Origin of the sequence: Devosia sp. 919 (assembly GCF_013185965.1) — a bacterium.
Taxonomy (GTDB): Bacteria; Pseudomonadota; Alphaproteobacteria; order Rhizobiales; family Devosiaceae; genus Devosia.
The window spans coordinates 2593872-2610548 of the sequence record NZ_JABAOL010000001.1 but is presented as its reverse complement, the minus strand read 5'-3'; the positions used below and the strand labels follow the sequence as shown (position 1 = coordinate 2610548).

Annotated in this window: 19 protein-coding genes; 4 read left to right on the top strand and 15 right to left on the bottom strand. The window is 61.9% G+C overall.

From position 1 onward, the window contains the following. Positions 1–173 precede the first annotated feature (173 nt). Positions 174–1556: an SbmA/BacA-like family transporter gene (locus HRQ64_RS12740; RefSeq protein ID WP_172123563.1), complete on the bottom strand. Its 1383-nt coding sequence runs from the start codon at positions 1554–1556 to the stop codon at positions 174–176. Positions 1557–1724: 168 nt separating this feature from the next. Here HRQ64_RS12740 and ttcA point away from each other — a divergent pair, with 168 nt between their 5' ends. Next, the gene (gene ttcA / locus HRQ64_RS12735; protein WP_127755248.1) at positions 1725–2591 is read left to right on the top strand and encodes a tRNA 2-thiocytidine(32) synthetase TtcA; all 867 of its coding nucleotides are present in this window, start codon (positions 1725–1727) and stop codon (positions 2589–2591) included. A 2-nt stretch (positions 2592–2593) separates the two neighbouring features. After that, positions 2594–3412 carry an inositol monophosphatase family protein gene (locus tag HRQ64_RS12730; protein WP_349236704.1) on the top strand — a complete coding sequence of 273 codons (819 nt, stop codon included), beginning with the start codon at positions 2594–2596 and terminating at the stop codon, positions 3410–3412. A 16-nt stretch (positions 3413–3428) separates the two neighbouring features. On the opposite strand, the gene HRQ64_RS12725 is transcribed toward HRQ64_RS12730, so the two are convergent. Together HRQ64_RS12725 and HRQ64_RS12720 are read right to left on the bottom strand one after the other, a co-directional pair. Next, positions 3429–4676 (bottom strand): multidrug effflux MFS transporter, encoded by a 1248-nt coding sequence (locus tag HRQ64_RS12725; RefSeq protein ID WP_172123562.1) that lies wholly within the window; start codon positions 4674–4676, stop codon positions 3429–3431. 123 nt (positions 4677–4799) lie between these two features. Further along, complete coding sequence (locus tag HRQ64_RS12720) at positions 4800–6014, bottom strand: MFS transporter (protein WP_127753429.1); 1215 nt, start codon at positions 6012–6014, stop codon at positions 4800–4802. A 151-nt stretch (positions 6015–6165) separates the two neighbouring features. Between HRQ64_RS12720 and HRQ64_RS12715 the strand changes: the two genes are divergently transcribed. Continuing rightward, positions 6166–6450, top strand: a complete 285-nt coding sequence (locus HRQ64_RS12715; protein WP_172123561.1) for a Dabb family protein — start codon at positions 6166–6168, stop codon at positions 6448–6450. A 50-nt stretch (positions 6451–6500) separates the two neighbouring features. Here HRQ64_RS12715 and grxD read toward each other — a convergent pair whose 3' ends face one another. From grxD to purC, 8 genes are all read right to left on the bottom strand, one after another. Further along, on the bottom strand, positions 6501–6836 hold the full coding sequence (gene grxD, locus HRQ64_RS12710; RefSeq protein WP_172123560.1) for a Grx4 family monothiol glutaredoxin: 336 nt from the start codon (positions 6834–6836) through the stop codon (positions 6501–6503). A gap of 104 nt (positions 6837–6940) precedes the next feature. Further along, entirely contained in the window at positions 6941–7258 is a 318-nt protein-coding gene (locus HRQ64_RS12705) for a DUF6665 family protein (protein WP_127753426.1), read from the bottom strand. A 5-nt stretch (positions 7259–7263) separates the two neighbouring features. Further along, on the bottom strand, positions 7264–7500 hold the full coding sequence (locus HRQ64_RS12700) for a BolA family transcriptional regulator (RefSeq protein WP_127753425.1): 237 nt from the start codon (positions 7498–7500) through the stop codon (positions 7264–7266). Between the two features lie 67 nt (positions 7501–7567). Beyond that, the gene (purL, locus tag HRQ64_RS12695) at positions 7568–9817 is read right to left on the bottom strand and encodes a phosphoribosylformylglycinamidine synthase subunit PurL (RefSeq protein WP_172123559.1); all 2250 of its coding nucleotides are present in this window, start codon (positions 9815–9817) and stop codon (positions 7568–7570) included. Positions 9818–9846: 29 nt separating this feature from the next. After that, on the bottom strand, positions 9847–10515 hold the full coding sequence (purQ, locus tag HRQ64_RS12690; protein WP_172123558.1) for a phosphoribosylformylglycinamidine synthase subunit PurQ: 669 nt from the start codon (positions 10513–10515) through the stop codon (positions 9847–9849). Positions 10516–10602: 87 nt separating this feature from the next. After that, complete coding sequence (locus HRQ64_RS12685) at positions 10603–11682, bottom strand: acyltransferase family protein (protein ID WP_172123557.1); 1080 nt, start codon at positions 11680–11682, stop codon at positions 10603–10605. Between the two features lie 276 nt (positions 11683–11958). Further along, positions 11959–12201 (bottom strand): phosphoribosylformylglycinamidine synthase subunit PurS, encoded by a 243-nt coding sequence (purS, locus tag HRQ64_RS12680; protein WP_172123556.1) that lies wholly within the window; start codon positions 12199–12201, stop codon positions 11959–11961. Between the two features lie 21 nt (positions 12202–12222). After that, a complete protein-coding gene (purC, locus tag HRQ64_RS12675; protein WP_127753420.1) occupies positions 12223–12987 on the bottom strand; it encodes a phosphoribosylaminoimidazolesuccinocarboxamide synthase in 765 nt (254 codons plus the stop codon). Between the two features lie 231 nt (positions 12988–13218). On the opposite strand from purC, the gene HRQ64_RS12670 reads away from it, so the two are divergent. Next, positions 13219–13542: a DUF1476 domain-containing protein gene (locus tag HRQ64_RS12670; RefSeq protein WP_172123555.1), complete on the top strand. Its 324-nt coding sequence runs from the start codon at positions 13219–13221 to the stop codon at positions 13540–13542. A gap of 50 nt (positions 13543–13592) precedes the next feature. On the opposite strand, the gene HRQ64_RS12665 is transcribed toward HRQ64_RS12670, so the two are convergent. The 4 genes from HRQ64_RS12665 to rpe are packed head-to-tail and all read right to left on the bottom strand — an operon-like array spanning position 13593 to position 16603. Then, on the bottom strand, positions 13593–14150 hold the full coding sequence (locus HRQ64_RS12665; RefSeq protein ID WP_172123554.1) for an alpha/beta fold hydrolase: 558 nt from the start codon (positions 14148–14150) through the stop codon (positions 13593–13595). Continuing rightward, positions 14147–15484 (bottom strand): adenylosuccinate lyase, encoded by a 1338-nt coding sequence (purB, locus tag HRQ64_RS12660; RefSeq protein WP_172123553.1) that lies wholly within the window; start codon positions 15482–15484, stop codon positions 14147–14149. The genes HRQ64_RS12665 and purB overlap by 4 nt, the downstream gene beginning before the upstream one ends. Then, positions 15481–15933, bottom strand: a complete 453-nt coding sequence (fosX, locus tag HRQ64_RS12655) for a FosX/FosE/FosI family fosfomycin resistance hydrolase (protein ID WP_349236703.1) — start codon at positions 15931–15933, stop codon at positions 15481–15483. Before fosX ends, purB begins: the two co-directional genes overlap by 4 nt. Further along, on the bottom strand, positions 15926–16603 hold the full coding sequence (gene rpe, locus HRQ64_RS12650; RefSeq protein ID WP_172123551.1) for a ribulose-phosphate 3-epimerase: 678 nt from the start codon (positions 16601–16603) through the stop codon (positions 15926–15928). Before rpe ends, fosX begins: the two co-directional genes overlap by 8 nt. Between the last annotated feature and the right edge of the window lie 74 nt (positions 16604–16677).

The window sequence follows — 16677 nt, the reverse complement described above, 5'->3', positions numbered from 1 at the left end:
TTGAATGTAAAAGGGCCGCTCTTCGGAGCGGCCCTTTTTTGTTTGTGGGCTGCGGGGGCGTTGGGGATGGTCACCGGGCAGAGCGGCGCGTCCTGATGTGGTGATCGGAACTCGTACCAAAGAAGAAGGGCCGCTCCATGAGCGACCCTTCATTGCGTCCGGCGAGGCAGTTGCTAGGCGGAGGCGCCGCTGAGGCTAACCTTTATCGGTTCCTGATCCTGGGGGATGTAGCTTTCGAACTTGCGCAGGCGCATGACGACCGATTGTAGCTCCACAATTACCGTCCAGGCGCGCGCGAAGAACTGGAAGGAGCTAAAAACCTGTCCGAAGGCGATCTGAATCTGCTGGTAGAGGCCCATCGTGAGTGTGCCGGCAAGGATGGAAGGCGCCATGACGAGGAGCGGCACATAGCCGACCATGTTGGTGTACCCGTACCTGGCAAGGTTGAAGTAGGTGTAGTGAAAATACAGGCGGAAGTAGTTCCTCTGCACATCGGCGAAGAGGTGACGGATCGTCGGGGGTTGGGCACGATCAGCATGGTCTTCGCCGAAGACCAGCTCTTTGCGGTAGGCTGCTTCGACACGCTGGTTGGCGAAGTTGAGGCCCGGCAACTTTATTCCGACGAGCGCCAGCAGCGCCGTGCCCGCTGCAGCACCCAGCAGAGCCACCCAGACTAGGCCACCTGGCGCGGCGCCAAAGATCGGCAGCTCGCTGATATTGGCAGAAAGGCTCCAGAGCAGGGGCAGAAAGACGACTAGCGTGATCAGTGAGTCGAAGAACGCGGTGCCCAGATCCTCCATGATCGAGGCGAAGCGCATTGTATCTTCCTGAACGCGCTGTGCCGCCCCTTCGGTGTGCCGGATCTCGGGCCAGTAAGTCATGTAGTAGAAGTTCATGGCCTTGCGCCAGCGGAACACGTAGTGGGACGTGTAGAAGGCCAGCGCGACGGCGACGAGCACATTGGGGATGGTGACGAGGATGATGGTCCAGGTCAGTCCGTAAAGCTGGTCGGGTGTTACTGATCCCGGCTGCGTCAATGCCAGCTGGATGGTGTTGAAGAACGAGCCCGACCATTCATTGACGAAGGCCTGCACCTGCACCTGGAAGTAGATGACCAGCAGGATGACAGCGGAAGAAACCACCGACCACCAGTACCATTCATTGCGTTTGTAGAAGTACCAGAAGACGCAGAAAACCAGCGCCACCATAACGACGTATTGGTAGAGCCATACCCGCTCGGCCGTCAGGAAATTGAGGCTGGCACCTTCGGCGGCAGCTGCCGCTGGATTGGGAGTGACCGGAGCTTCGCTCTCGGTGGAAGCGGGAGCATTAGGATTGGTTTGCTCGGCTCCCGCGGCAGGATCCGGCACCGGCTGGTCGGCGGTGGTGGGCTGATCGGAGACGGTGGCCGCCATCACTGGATGAGTGAACCGGTCAATGCTGATCACGGCGCGCAATGGTTCCCCGATGGAGAACCACAACAGCACTGATGCCAGCAGCCATAAGGCCGCTGAACTGAAGAAGATTTTTGGAACGGGGAAAAAGGACCGAAACACCGCGCGACTCCTTGGTGCCGAGAATATCGCCGCATCTAGCCGCCGAGTTTGGGCGAATGCAAGAAAGCGAAATTAAGCTTTGGTAAGGATAGCGAAGTCCGGTTTTCCTTCCCCTCCGTGTTCCATAGGGCTATCAGCAGGACACGTTGTTCAACGAGAGTTAACGCCATGAGTGCGGTGATGGACGATCTTGCCACGCCCGAGACAGATGCGGCGGAAAGCGGCGCGCATCCCATCTATGCCGATGCCCCGCGCAGCGTGGAGTTCAACAAGCTGCGCAAGCGGCTGATCCGCAATACGCGCGAGGCGCTCGAGAAGTTTGCCATGGTCCGACCGGGCGAGCGGTGGCTGGTGGCGCTGTCAGGGGGGAAGGACAGCTATGGCTTGCTGGCTTTGCTGCTGGATCTGAAATGGCGCGGGCTGCTGCCGGTGGAGCTGCTGGCGTGCAATCTCGACCAGGGGCAGCCCAATTTTCCCAAGCACATCCTGCCCGAGTTTCTCAGTGGGCTCGGGATCGAGCACCGGATCGAATACAAGGACACCTATTCGATCGTCACCGACAAGCTGCCGGCCGGTGCGACCTATTGTTCGCTTTGTTCGCGGCTGCGACGCGGCAATCTTTATCGCATTGCGCGCGAGGAGGGCTGTTCGGCGCTGGTGCTGGGGCACCACCGGGACGATAGTCTCGAAACGTTTTTCATGAACCTGTTCCATGGTGGCAAGCTCGCCGCCATGCCGCCGCGCCTGTTGAACGATGACGGCAATGTGGAAGTGCTGCGGCCGCTGATTTATTGCGCCGAGGACGACTTAGCGCGCTTTGCCGAGCAGATGCAGTTTCCCATCATTCCCTGTGACCTTTGTGGGTCGCAGGATGGGCTGGAGCGCAATGCGATGAAGGCCATGCTTGCCGATATCGAAAAACGCATGCCGGGGCGCAAGGACGTGATGATCCGTGCGCTAGGCAACATTAATCCCAGTCATATGCTCGATCCGCGGTTGTTTGACTTTGCCGGCCTGGCCGAACGGAGAAGCTAATCGTGAACATCGATATCGAGTGGCTTGCCGGCGTGCTGCGCGCAGCGGCCAAGGCTGAGATCCTCCCCCGGTTCCGGCGGCTTGAGGATATCGACATTCAGGTTAAAACCGAGGCCATCGACCTGGTGACCGCGGCCGATCTGGCTGCCGAGCAATTCATCAAGGCCGAGATCAGCCGGAAAATGCCATCGGCGCTGTTTGTCGGCGAAGAATCGGTGGCCGCCGACCCGCAACTGCTCAGGGCGCTCGCCGATGCGGAGCTGGCTGTGGTTGTTGACCCGATTGATGGGACCGCCAACTACGCAGCTGGCTTGCCGCTGTTTGCCGTGATGGCGGCGGTGGTCGTGGGCGGCGAAACGGTTGCCGGGATCATCTACGACCCGATGGGGGATGACTGGATGCTGGCGGAACAGGGCGGCGGCACCTGGCTGCGCCGGCCCGATGGCAGCGGCAGACGCCTGCATGTTGCCCCACCCTTGCCGTTGCCCGAGATGGTGGGCACCGCTTCCATTGCCTTTGTGCCGCCGGGCAAGAAGGTCGAGATCTTGCAGAACTTCGCCAAGGTGCGGCTCGTGTCGCATTACCGCGTGGCGGGGCACGAATACCGCACCTTTGTGTCGGGGCATTCGCAGTTCGTGAGCTACAACAAGCTGATGCCCTGGGACCACCTAGGGGGCGCGCTTATGGCGCAGGAGGCCGGTGGCTATGTGGCGCGGATGGATGGCTCGGCCTATCGTCCGCACCATATCGAGGGCGGTCTGCTGGCCGCCATCGACAAGGAAAGCTGGGAGCAGCTGCGGCGTAACGTTTTCACGTTCTGAGCCGCAGCAGCGGGGCCTAGTGGGCGGCGGAGAGATCGGCCGCAATGGGGCCGTTCTCGGTGCGGAACAGCTTGCCGCGTTCGGCCACGAGGATGCAGGCGATGGCGAGGCAGCCCATGATGAAGTAGCCGACGGCCACCGGCACCACGGTGCCATCGAAGTGCTGGCCGATATAGCCGCCGATGATCACGCCACCCACGGTCTGGATGAAGCCAAAGACCGAGGAAGCGGTACCGGCAACGGCGCCGAGCGGCTCCATGGAGAGCGAGTTCATGTTGGAGGCGGCCCAGCCAAAGCAGAACATGATGACGGCCAGGCAGCTCAGGAACAGCCAGAGCGGCAGGTTGCCGGTGACCGCGAGGACAACCCAGACGCCGCTCACCAGGGTGTAGACCAACACCGCCCCATGCGAGAGGCGGCGCATGCCGAAGCGGCGCACGATCTTGGAATTGGTGAAGGACGAGACGGCCATCAGGCCGGCAATGGCGGCAAAGGCGACGGGGAAGTAGACGCCCAGGCCATAGATGTCGACATAGATCTGCTGGGAGGAGCTGATGAAGCCAAACAGCGCCGCAAACAGGAACATGCCGGCAAGGCCATAGGAGAAGGCCACGCGGTTGGTGAACACGATGCGGAAGCCATCCACCACGGAGCCGAAGGTCAGCGGGCGGCGCTTGTCGAGCGGCAGGGTTTCGGGCAGGCGGAAATAGCCCCAGATGCCGAAGATCGTGGCCAGTACGCCCATGAAGATGAAGATGGTCTGCCAGGGGCCGGTCAGGAGCAGGATCTGCCCGATGCCGGGCGCAATCACCGGAATGGCCATGAAGACCATGAAGGTCAGCGACATGACCTCGGCCATGGCGCGGCCGGAATAAAGGTCGCGCACCAGCGAGGTGGTGATGACGCGAGTGCCGGCGGCGCCGATGCCCTGCACGAAGCGCAGAATCAGCAGGGTGGCGAAATTGGGCGAGAAGGCCGCGGCGACCACCGCGACGATATAAAGGATAATGCCGAGCAGGAGCGGCGCGCGGCGCCCGAATCGATCAGACAGTGGGCCGAAGGCAAGCTGGGCGGCGCCGAAGCCGAACATGTAGACCGAGACGACGAACTGGCGCTCGTTTTCGCTGCTGATGCCAAGGGCTTCGCCCATATAGGGCAGGGCGGGGAGCATGACGTCGATGGCGAGGGCATTGAGCGACATCATCGCTGCCATCAGGGCAATAAATTCCGGACGGGAAAGCACCCGGGTCAAATGTTTGGACATGTTCTGGATCTCGAGGCTGCCGCCGGACGCGACACGATGTGCCGGACCATGAACCCGGAAGCCTAATTTGGCAACCGGCTATATCGTTAAAAGGCGATGGTGGAAGCGCCTTTTAGGTCAAGGTCAGGCGGGTTGCGGGGCGAATTTTACGTCGACTTTTTCGTTGATGGGAAGGTGGATGGCGGCCGAGGCCAGGCCGAGAACTATGCCCAGATACCAGACCAGACTATAGGAGCCGGTCACGTCATAGACATAGCCGCCCAACCAGACGCCCACGAAAGAGCCGACCTGGTGGCTGAAAAAGGCGACGCCGTAGAGCATGCCCATGTAGCGGGCACCAAAGAACAGGGTCACGAGGCCAGCCGTGAGTGGAACGGTGGAGAGCCAGAGCACGCCCATGGTCGCGGCAAAGGCATAGGCGGTCCATTCCGAGACCGGGACCAGCAGAAACACGGCGATAGCCACTGCCCGCAGGAAGTAGATGCTGGCGAGCAGCATCTGCTTGGGGAGGCGACTGCCGAGATAGCCGGAGAGGAGCGAGCCGACGATATTGAACAGCCCGATCACGGCAATGGTCCAGCTGCCGACCTCGGGCGAGAGGCCGCACTGCACAAGATAAGCCGGCATATGAACGTTGATGAACGCCAGATGAAAGCCGCAGACAAAGAAGCCGATGACGAGAAGGCGGTATGAGCCATGTCCCCAGGCGCGCGCCAGCGCTTGCATGAAGCGCAGGTCGGCATGGCCGACGGGGTTCTCGGTGCGACCGCGCAGGGCGTAGCTCAAGGGGATGATGAGCACGAGCATCATGCCGAGATAGATGAGGGCGGTGTGCCAGCCAAAGCTGTTGATGAAGCCCTGGCTGATCGGGGCAAAGATGAACTGGCCGAAGGACGAGGCGGCAGTGGCGACGCCGAAGATCAGGGTGCGCTTTTCCTGCGGGACGGAACGGCCGAAGGCGACCATCACGACGCTGAAGGATGATACGGCGATGCCAACGCCGGTGATGACGCCGCCGGTGACGGTGAGCAGACTGGCCGTGGGAGAGAAGGCCATGAGAATTACGCCCAAGGCGTAGATGGCGGCGCCGCCGGCGAGGGTGCGGCCGGTGCCGTAGCGATCAGCCCAAGCGCCCGCAAAGGGTTGGGCTATGCCCCAGGCCAGGTTCTGGATCGCCATGGCCATGCCATAGCCTTCGCGGGTGAGGCCCAGATCGGTGGAGATGGGCAGCGTAAAAAGCCCGAAGCTGGTGCGAACGCCGTTGCCGATCGCGGCGATGAGGCAGCCGCAGATGATCAGCGCAAGCAGAGGTACGGCGGGGCGAAGGCTGCTGGGCATGGCAGGAATCCAAGAAAGACAATCCTGTCTACGCCTGCGGTCCTATGTCGCAAAGCGATAATGCGGAATGACTTCGATGAATTTGGGTGATGGGGTTGACCGTTGCCCCGCCGGCGGGAACAACACGCGCTTCGCGCAGGAGCCGTTTGCCTTGATACGCCATATCATATTCTTCACCGCCCCATCACCCGACAAGATCGAGGCGATCTGCCAGGGCCTTGAGCCGCTGGGCACTATCCCGCACTCGTCCCATTTCGAGGTGCGGCGCAACAGCAAGGTCGACCAAATCTCCAATGAGATTGACGTGGTGGTTTATGCCGAGTTCGCCGATGCCGCTGCACTGGCAGCCTACAAGGTGCATCCGACCTATGCGGAAACGACCCGCAAGGTGCAGCCCATGCGCGAGTTGCGCTTTTCGGCCGATATTGAGGTTTGAAACAAAAACGCCGGCCGCAAGGGCCGGCGTCGTTGTCTGAGTCGTCGCGATCAGGCGGTTTGCTTGACGGGGATGCCAGCCTGTTCGAAATGGGACTGCAGTTCACCAGCCTGGAACATCTCGCGCACGATGTCGGCGCCACCAACAAACTCGCCCTTTACATAGAGCTGGGGAATGGTTGGCCAATTGGTGAAGGCCTTGATGCCGTCGCGCAGTTCGGCGCTTTCCAGCACATTGGCGCTGCCAAATTCAACGCCGAGATAGTTGAGTATCTGGACGACTTGGCCGGAAAAACCGCATTGCGGGAAATCAGGCGACCCCTTCATGAAGAGGAACACGTCGTTGTTGGTTACCTTGTCGGTGATGAAGGCGTTGATGTCGGTCATGGCTGCTCTCTCGCTTGCACGCTCCGAAAAGCGGACATTGTTGGTGGATAAATAGGTCATCGTCCCAGCGGTGTCGAGAACGGTGGCAGCGAAATCACGCGGCTCTAGCGGCGAGAGGGCGCCGCGCCCAGTCCGACGAGCACTTCGGGCGTGATCTTGAGTTCGCGGATGACATCATTGTGACTACGGAAGCCGATGAGTTCACGCTGAACGAAGTAGGCCCAGACCGCCTGGCGGGCAGTTTCAAGACATTGCTGGCGGTTCGAGTCGGGCTCGGCGAGCGCTGCCATTGCCGCTATCACCCGGGCTTCGGCGCTGCCGAGCGATGACGCGCGCTCGGCAACAATCTCGTGCTCGATTGCCGATGTGCCCGCTTCCGGGCGGACCATGCGGATGAGATCGAGCGAGTCGCGCAGCGACATGGTGCTTACTCGGGCGGGGCGCTGGTTTGCAGCGCCAAAGCGTGGAGGGCACCGCCCATGTCGCCGCCAATCGCCTGATAAACGATCTGGTGCTGCTGCACGCGCGATTTGCCCTTAAACGCGGTGGACACGACAGTGGCGGCGTAGTGATCGCCGTCGCCGGCCAGATCGCGAATGTCGATTTCGGCATCGGGCAGCGCGGCCTTGATTCGGCGCTCGATCTCGATTGCGTCCATTGGCATAGCGCTACTCCGTCATAGGTCGCCGACGTGGCCGGTCACTTTGATATTGCATGGTCGCCGAGGCGCTTCAATGGCCGGCATTGTCGGCAGCCATGCCCGACATGAAGCTGGGGAACCAGTCGTCATGCGCCGACTTCAGCTGCGCCACGGGAAGGGGGCGGGCGGCGCCGAGGACAAGGTCCGTGCCGCCGGTCGAGCCGATCCAGGGTGCAAAAATGCCGAGCGCCTGGGCCTCGGCCCAGAGATCGGCCAGTTCCTCGCCCTGCGGGTCCAGGTTCACGGTGACAAGGTAGCGCCCCTGATCTTCGGCAAAGTATTGCAGAATTGGGTCCTGGTCCTCGAGGTCGACGACTGTAGCGCCGATGCCGGAGGCTACGGCCATTTCCGCTAGCCCCACGGCAAGGCCGCCGTCGGAGAGGTCATGCACGGCAGTGGCGATGCCCGAGCGGATCAGCTTGCGCACGAAATCTCCGGTGCGCTTCTCGTGGGCGAGGTCGACCGGCGGCGGAGCGCCATCGGCACGGCCGAAGAGATCGCGCAGATAGATGGACTGCCCGAGATGGGTGCCACGCTGCGGCGGGGCGCCCACGAGGAGGATGACCTCGCCAGCGGCCGCAAAGCCGGTGCGGGCCATCTTCGACCAATCATCGATCAGGCCGACGCCGCCGATGGTGGGGGTGGGAAGGATGCCTCGGCCATTGGTTTCGTTGTAGAGCGAGACATTGCCCGAGACGATCGGAAATTCGAGCACGCGGCAGGCCTCACCGATGCCCTTGATGGCGCCGACCAGCTGGCCCATGATTTCAGGGCGTTCGGGATTGCCGAAATTGAGGTTGTCGGTGGCGGCCAGGGGCTCGGCGCCGGTAGCGGTCAGGTTGCGCCAGCACTCGGCCACAGCCTGCTTGCCGCCTTCAAAGGGATCGGCCTCGCAATAGCGGGGGGTGACGTCGGACGAGAAGGCGAGCGCCTTGGCAGGATGGCCATCGACGCGGATGACGCCGGCATCGCCGCCGGGACGCTGGAGCGAGTTGCCGCCAATGAGGGTGTCATATTGCTCGTAGACCCAGCGGCGCGAGGCGATCTGGTGGCCGCCCATGAGCTTGAGGAGAGCGTCGGCGACATCCATCTGCGGGACGTCGCTTGCGGCGAGCGGCGCGGGGCGGGCCGGCTCGATCCAGGGGCGATCATATTCGGGCGCTTCGTCGCCGAGATCCTTGATGGGGAGATTGGCGACTTCCTCGCCGCGCCACATGACGCGGAAGCGCAGATCGTCGGTGGTCTTGCCGACGGTGGCAAAATCGAGTTCCCATTTCTGGAACACGGCGCGTGCTTCGGCTTCCTTGGCCGGATGCAGCACCATCAGCATGCGCTCCTGGGACTCGGAGAGCATCATCTCGTAGGGCGTCATTTCGGTTTCGCGGACCGGGACCATATCGAGGTTCAGCTCGATTCCGAGATCGCCCTTGGCGCCCATTTCCACGGCCGAGCAAGTCAGCCCGGCCGCGCCCATGTCCTGGATGGCGATGACGGCGCCGGTGGCCATGAGCTCGAGACAGGCTTCCAGGAGCCGCTTTTCGGTAAAGGGGTCGCCGACCTGGACGGTGGGGCGCTTCTGCTCGATGTCATCCCCGAACTCGGCGGAAGCCATGGTGGCGCCGCCAACGCCATCGCGGCCCGTCTTGGCGCCGAGATAAACCACGGGAAGGCCGACACCTTCCGCCTTGGAGTAGAAGATCTTGTCGGTATCGGCTAGGCCGGCGGCAAAGGCATTGACGAGGATATTGCCGTTGTAGCGCTGGTCGAACTCGACCTCGCCCCCCACGGTGGGCACGCCAAAGGCATTGCCGTAGCCGCCGATGCCGGCGACGACGCCGGACACCAAATGGCGGGTTTTTTCATGGTCGGGCGCGCCGAAGCGCAGCGCGTTCATGGCGGCAACAGGACGGGCACCCATGGTGAAGACGTCACGCAAGATGCCGCCCATGCCGGTGCCGGCGCCCTGATAGGGCTCGATGAAGCTCGGATGGTTGTGCGACTCCATTTTGAAGACGACCGCCTGGCCGTCGCCGATATCAACCACGCCAGCGTTCTCGCCCGGACCCTGGATGACGCGAGCGCCGGTGGTTGGAAGAGTCTTGAGCCACTTCTTGGAGGATTTGTAGGAGCAGTGCTCGTTCCACATCGCGGAAAAGATGCCCAGCTCGGTATAGGTCGGCTGCCGGCCAATCAGGGCAACAATCTTGTCGAACTCGTCGGGCTTGATGCCATGATCGGCGACGAGTTCAGGCGTGATGGCGATGTGATTGTCGTAGGGCATGGTTGAACTGTCCGGCTGGAGCGGCTGGGTCAAGCGACGAGATCAAGGGCGCTGGCAAAGAGCGCGCGGCCATCATCGCCGCCATGGGCGAGCTCGATTAAATTTTCCGGGTGCGGCATGATCCCCAGGACATTCTTGTTCTCGTTGAGAATGCCGGCGATGTCGTTGATCGAACCATTGGGATTGGTGCCGTCGGCATAGCGGAAGGCCACCCGGCCTTCGCCCTCGAGCCGCTCGATCGTCTCGGCATCGGCGAAGTAGTTGCCATCGTGATGCGCCACGGGGCAACGGACGACCTGACCTTGCTGGTAAAGCCGGGTAAAGGGCGTGTCCGCGTTAGCCACCTGCAGCTTCACCTCACGGCAGACAAATTTGAGTGAGGTGTTCCGCATGAGGGCGCCGGGCAGGAGACCGGCTTCGGTCAGGATCTGAAAGCCGTTGCAGACGCCCAGGATGCGAACGCCATCGGCGGCGCGTTCGCGCACTGCGTCCATGATGGGGGAGCGGGCAGCAATAGCGCCGCAACGCAAATAGTCGCCGTAGGAGAAACCGCCGGGAATGACGATCAGGTCGGCTTCGGGAAGGTCACGTTCTCCGTGCCAGACCGTCGTTGGCGCGCGGCCGGAAATCTTGGTGAGCGCAGCAACCATATCTCGGTCGCGGTTAAGCCCTGGAAAGATGATGACAGCGGCCTTCATCGGCGGGGTCCTCGCGAGCTAGGGATTATGCGGGGACCTTGTCGTGGCTCTTGCAGCAAAAGGCAAGGGGCAAGAGCCGAAGAGCGCCTATTCCGCTGGCGTCCGCACGGTCGTTGTGCCGATTCGCGCACCCGGTGTGCCGGGCAGACGCGCCCAAGCCGGGCGTTCGAATAGCCAGCGGCCGCGTCCGGTCCGCTGGATCAGCCAGAACAGAACCAAGGGCGTAAGGACGGCGCTGGACATCACCAGGGTGCTGATCAGATCAGCATTGGTGAATCCGACTCTGACAAGCAGGATGCGGGTCGCGGCCATGGGCAGGGCGAAGGCCAGGTAGACCACTATGGACTGAGCTCCGAGCCAGCGCAGCCAATCCATGAACGCAAGCTTGGACACTAGGCCCGCAACAACGCAAAGGGCGACAGAGCCGGCAAGCGCCAGCGCCAGGTGAATGCCCGGGGCGGTCGACAGGCCCATATGGATGGTCATGGGCAGAACCCGATAACCTGGCGAGAACACGAGCAGTGTTTCGAGCAGTGCCCAAAGCGAGAGGCCAGCCAAGGTCTGGACGACATGGTCCTGCGCCCAGGCAACCAGCCGGAACACGACCGGTGCGAAGACGTAGCCGGAATAGAAATAGATGAAGTGCTCGGCGAACTGGTCGAGCAGATACCAGCCGGTCTGAACATGGACGAGTTGGAGCAGAGCGGCGCCGATGAGCACAAGCCAATGGGGCGCCCTGGCGTTGTGGAGTAGCTTGGCTACGGCGCTGAAGGCGGCGAGCATGTAAATGAACCACAGCACGCCATAGGGCTCGACAATGGCCCAGAGCATATGGGTCATGGCCGTAACCGGATGGCCGGCGCCAACCGCTTCCTTGAACAGGAGGTGGATCAAGGCCCAGAGCGCGTAAAAGTAAAGATAATGGACCACACGCCGGTCGGCATAGCGCCGCCAGTCGCGATCAATGACCTGAGAAAGGAATAGGCCCGAGATCAAGAAGAACTCGGGCATACGGAATGGCGAGGCCCAAGCAATGATCCAATGCAGATAGCTGACCTGGCTGGTGACTTCACCGACCCCGATCGCCGAGTGCATCATCACCACCAAAAGGATCGAAATGCCTTTGGCAGTATCGACCCAATCCAAGCGTTGCTTGCTCTCGCTCATGGTTCACTCCGCGCCAGTTCGAGCCCCTTATAGGGTTGAACGGAGGTGAAGTGACAGTTGAGCTTGGAACAAGATTAACGCGCTGTCAGCTGCTCCGGTGAAGGGCAGGTGAACGGGCCGGGACGCTTGGGAGCTTCAGACCGGAACCGAAGCGTAGGCCGCAAACATCAGGCCAAGAGTGGCGAAGAACATGACCGAGAGGGAAACGGTTTTAAGCATGGCAATATGGTCCTGCGCCCCCAAGAACGGCGCGAATATAAAAATACAACAAAGGCGTTAATCGAGAATTTCGACGGCGTAGTTTTCGATCACGGTGTTCGCCAGCAGGCGTTCACACATGCTGTTGATCTGAAAACGCACGTCCGACTCCTCGGTTCCGTGCAGCTCGATATCAAACACCTTGCCCTGTCGCAGGGATGCAACACCGGCAAAGCCCAGGCTGGCCAAAGATCCTTCAATCGCCTGACCTTGCGGGTCGAGGACGCCTGGCTTGAGCGTAACGGTGACGCGCGCTTTCATGGTGTTGTCCTAAACGAGTAGTTACTGGACCAGCCGGGGGCCGGTGGTCAGCGCATTCTCGGTTTCCACCAAGATGCCGAGGCGCTGCGCTACTTCCCGGTACGACTCGACGAGGCCGCCAAGGTCTTCGCGGAAGCGATCCTTGTCGAGCTTGTTGCGGGTCTTGATGTCCCAGAGGCGGCAGCTGTCGGGCGAGATCTCGTCGGCCAGAACGATGCGCATCATGTCGCCTTCATAGAGACGACCGCACTCGATCTTGAAATCGACCAGCTGGATGCCGACGCCCATGAAAAGGCCGGTCAGGAAGTCGTTGACGCGGATGGCGAGCGACATGATGTCGTCGAGCTCGGCGGGGGTGGCCCAGCCAAAGGCGGTGATGTGCTCTTCGGAGACCATGGGGTCGCCCAGGGCGTCGTCCTTGTAGCAGAACTCGATGATGGAGCGCGGCAGCTGCGTGCCGGGCTCAAGGCCGAGACGCTTGACCAGCGAGCCAGCTGCGTAATTGCGCACGATGATCTCGAGCGGGATGATCTCGACTTCCTTGATCAGCTGTTCGCGCATGTTGATGCGGCGAAGGAAGTGCGTGGGAATGCCAAGGCCATTGAGCTTGGTGAAGATGAACTCGCTGATGCGGTTGTTCAGCACGCCCTTGCCGTCAATGACGTCGTGCTTGGCGCCGTTGCCAGCGGTGGCGTCGTCCTTGAAATACTGAACCAGGGTCCCGGGCTCGGGGCCTTCGAAAAGAATCTTGGCCTTGCCTTCATAGATTCTGCGCCGACGGGTCATGAGGGGTCCAATAGCGATGAAGGGGAAGGGGAGGAATGGGCCGCTTCATGCGCCAGAACCGCGCAAAAATGCAAGCTATTTCGAGTCAGCTTCCAAAGCCTTGCCGTGTGCAGAGTGCCGCAGCTGGAGTGTTGCGCCTGTCGCCGAAGCGTTGATTTGGCCGCGCCGACCGCCTATGTCGAGACTGAAGGCGGCCCCAAAGGGAGGGCGGCGAAGCAATCGGAGTGTTGCATGAGCGGATTCGAAGATCGTCGGCGGGGCGAGGAAACCAAGTTCGCCTTTGACGCTGAAAAGCAGTTCAAGGCAGAAGCGCGCCGCAACAAGTTGCTGGGTATCTGGGCGGCGGAACTGATGAGTCTGCCTGCGGATGAAGCCAAGAGCTATGCGGCGGAAGTGGTCGCTGCCGATTTCGCCGAAGCGGGCGACGAGGACGTGTTCCGCAAGGTATCGGGCGACCTCAAGGCCAAGGGGCTGAACATCGGCGAGGACGTGATTCGCCAGAAGATGGTCCAACTCAAGCAGACGGCCAGCGAGCAGATCGCCGCCGAGGGCTGAGTTGGCTTGCTGTCGAACGGAAGAACCCGCGGACCATGTCCGCGGGTTTTTTATTGGCGAATGCGCTGCATCAGTCGGGTGAACATCAAGAGACCCTCGGGCCAGGGGCCATGCCCCGAGTCGAGGTTGATGTGACCCGCTTCGCCTGCTTCGTGAAATTCCGAGCCCCAGCAGGTCGAGAACTCCACGGCGCGCTCGACCGTGCAATAGGGGTCATTGGTGGACGCGACCATCAGCGAGGGGAAGGGCAGCGGGTCGCGCGGGATCGGGCGGAAGGCACTTGCCGCTTCGGGCGCATCGGGGTGCAGTTCGACATCAGGAGGCGCCACGAGGAAGGCGCCGCGCACCTTGGTGTCGGTCAAGCGGCCGGCAGCGCCCACGGCGGCAAGCACGCCGAGGGAATGGGCAACGAGAACAACCGGACGGGTCGCCATCAACACGGCCTGCTCGATCGTCGAAATCCAGTCGTCGGGGTCGGGCTCGTCCCAATCGGCTTGCTCGACAATGGCGGCATTGGCCATGCGTTCGGCCCAGCGTTGCTGCCAGTGACCGGACGGCGAGCCGCCCAGGCCCGGAATGATCAGAATGTCAGCTTCAGACAGCTTCATGCCGCTTCCCCAAATACCCGGGCGAAGATCGTGTCGACATGCTTGAGGTGATAGGCATCGTCAAACATGGCGTCGATCTGCTCGTCAGACAGGGAGACGGCCGGATCGGCCTTTAGGTTGCGTGCAAACTGCCCGGTGCGGTCGCCGCGCATTTCCCAGACCTGCATGGCGTTGCGCTGTACGGCGGCATAGCTGTCCTCGCGCGAGTAGCCGGCCTGGGTCAGGGCCAGCAGCACGCGCTGGGAGTTGTGCAGGCCGCCCAGCAGGTCGAGATTGCGGCGCATGTTCTCAGGATAGACCACGAGCTTGTCGATGACGCCGGTGAGGCGTGCGAGGGCAAAATCGAGGGTGACGGTAGCGTCGGGGCCGATCATGCGCTCGACCGAGGAGTGGGAAATGTCGCGCTCATGCCAGAGGGCGACGTTTTCGAGCGCGGGGGTGACCATGCCGCGCACCAGGCGGGCAAGCCCCGTGAGGTTCTCGGTCAGCACCGGATTGCGCTTGTGCGGCATGGCCGAGGAGCCCTTTTGGCCCGGCGAGAAATATTCCTCAGCCTCGAGCACTTCGGTGCGCTGCAGGTGGCGGATCTCGACGGCGACGCGTTCAATCGAGGAGGCGACGACGCCCAGAGTCGCGAAGAACATGGCGTGGCGGTCGCGCGGAATCACCTGGGTGGACACCGGCTCGATGGCAAGGCCGAGCTTATCGGCGACATATTGCTCAACCGAGGGATCGATATTGGCGAAGGTGCCGATCGCGCCAGAAATGGCGGCAGTGGCGATCTCCTCCCGGGCGTGAACCAGGCGCTGCCGGTTGCGGGTGAACTCGGCATAGGCCTCGGCCAGCTTGACGCCGAAGGTCGTGGGCTCGGCGTGGATGCCGTGCGAGCGGCCGATGGTGATGGTGTGCTTGTGCTCTAGGGCGCGGCGCTTGAGGGCAGCCAGAAGCGCGTCAATATCGGCGATCAACAGGTCGGCAGCGCGGGCAAGCTGGACCGAGAGCGTCGTGTCGAGGATATCGGACGAGGTCATACCCTGATGCACGAAGCGGGCTTCGGGGCCGACGATCTCGGAGAGGTGGGTGAGAAAGGCGATGACATCGTGCTTGGTGGTGCGCTCGATCTCATCGATCCGGGCGACGTCGAAGGCGTAATCACCTTGCTCGGCCTTGCGGGCATTCATCACGTCCCAGATGCGCTGGGCGGCTTCCTTAGGCACGACACCAAGTTCAGCCAGCTTGGTGGTCGCGTGTGCCTCGATTTCAAACCAGATGGAGAAGCGCGTTTCGGCGGACCAGATGGCGACCATTTCGGGACGGGAATAGCGAGGGATCATTGATCTGGACCTTGAGTTTGAGCAGGCGGCGCGGCCCGGTAGCGCGTCAGGCGTTCCGACAGCGTTCCGGTATGAAGTTCGAACAGGTGATTGTCGTGATCGTGGAAATAAAGCGATCGGCCTTCTTCAGCAAGGCGGGGGCGGCTTTCGCGCAAGTCGAGCCCTAAAGCTGTGATGCGCTCGCGGTAAAGCTCGAAGTCGGCCTCGGCGATCTTGAAGGCGACATGATTGTAGCTGCGGGCGGGTAGGGGGTCGCCCTGCATGATGGCGATCCAGAGTTCGTCATCGCCCAGCAGGAAGAAGCGCTCGGGCGAGAGCGAAAAGGTCGTGCTGCCGCTGTCGTAGATCTTTTCCGCCCCAAGCACCCGGGTGAGGATGGTTTCCATCCGGTCCAGGTCGGCCACGATGAAGGTCAGGTGGCTCAGGCCCTGCGGCCGCGGATCAGACACTGAGTGTTGTGGCCGCGTCGCGGATGGCGGCAATGCGCGCGGCATAGGTGGACGGATCGTTGCCGCCATAGATGGAGGAGCCGGCAACAAAGACATTGGCGCCCGCTTCCGCCACGGCGCGGGCATTGTCGGCGGAAATGCCGCCATCCACTTCCAAATCGATCGGGCGGCCGCCAATGAGCGCACGGGCCTGGCGCAGGCGCGAAAGCGTGGAGGGAATAAAGCTTTGCCCGCCAAAGCCGGGATTGACGCTCATAACAAGAACCAGGTCGACATCGTCGAGCACGGGTTCGATGGCTGATACCGGGGTGCCGGGATTGATCGCAACGCCTGCCTTCACGCCAAGGCCACGAATGGCCTGGAGCGTGCGGTGAAGATGCGGGCCCGCTTCGGCATGGACGGTGATGATGTCGGCTCCCGCCGCAGCAAAGGCGGGCAGATAAACATCCACGGGGGAAATCATCAGATGCACGTCGAACGGCTTTTTGGTGCGGGCACGCACGGCAGCCATGACGGCGGGGCCAAAGGAGATGTTGGGCACGAAATGGCCGTCCATCACATCCACATGGATATAGTCCGCACCCGCCGCATCGATAGCGCTGATTTCCTCGCCCAGCCGAGCAAAGTCTGCCGAGAGGATGGAGGGTGCGATGCGGATGGGTTGGGTCATGAGGCTGGCCTTTTTGCCGCAGGAGAAGCCTTTGCTCTACATAAGGGCCACGGCTGCGACAAGGCAGTGCGTGG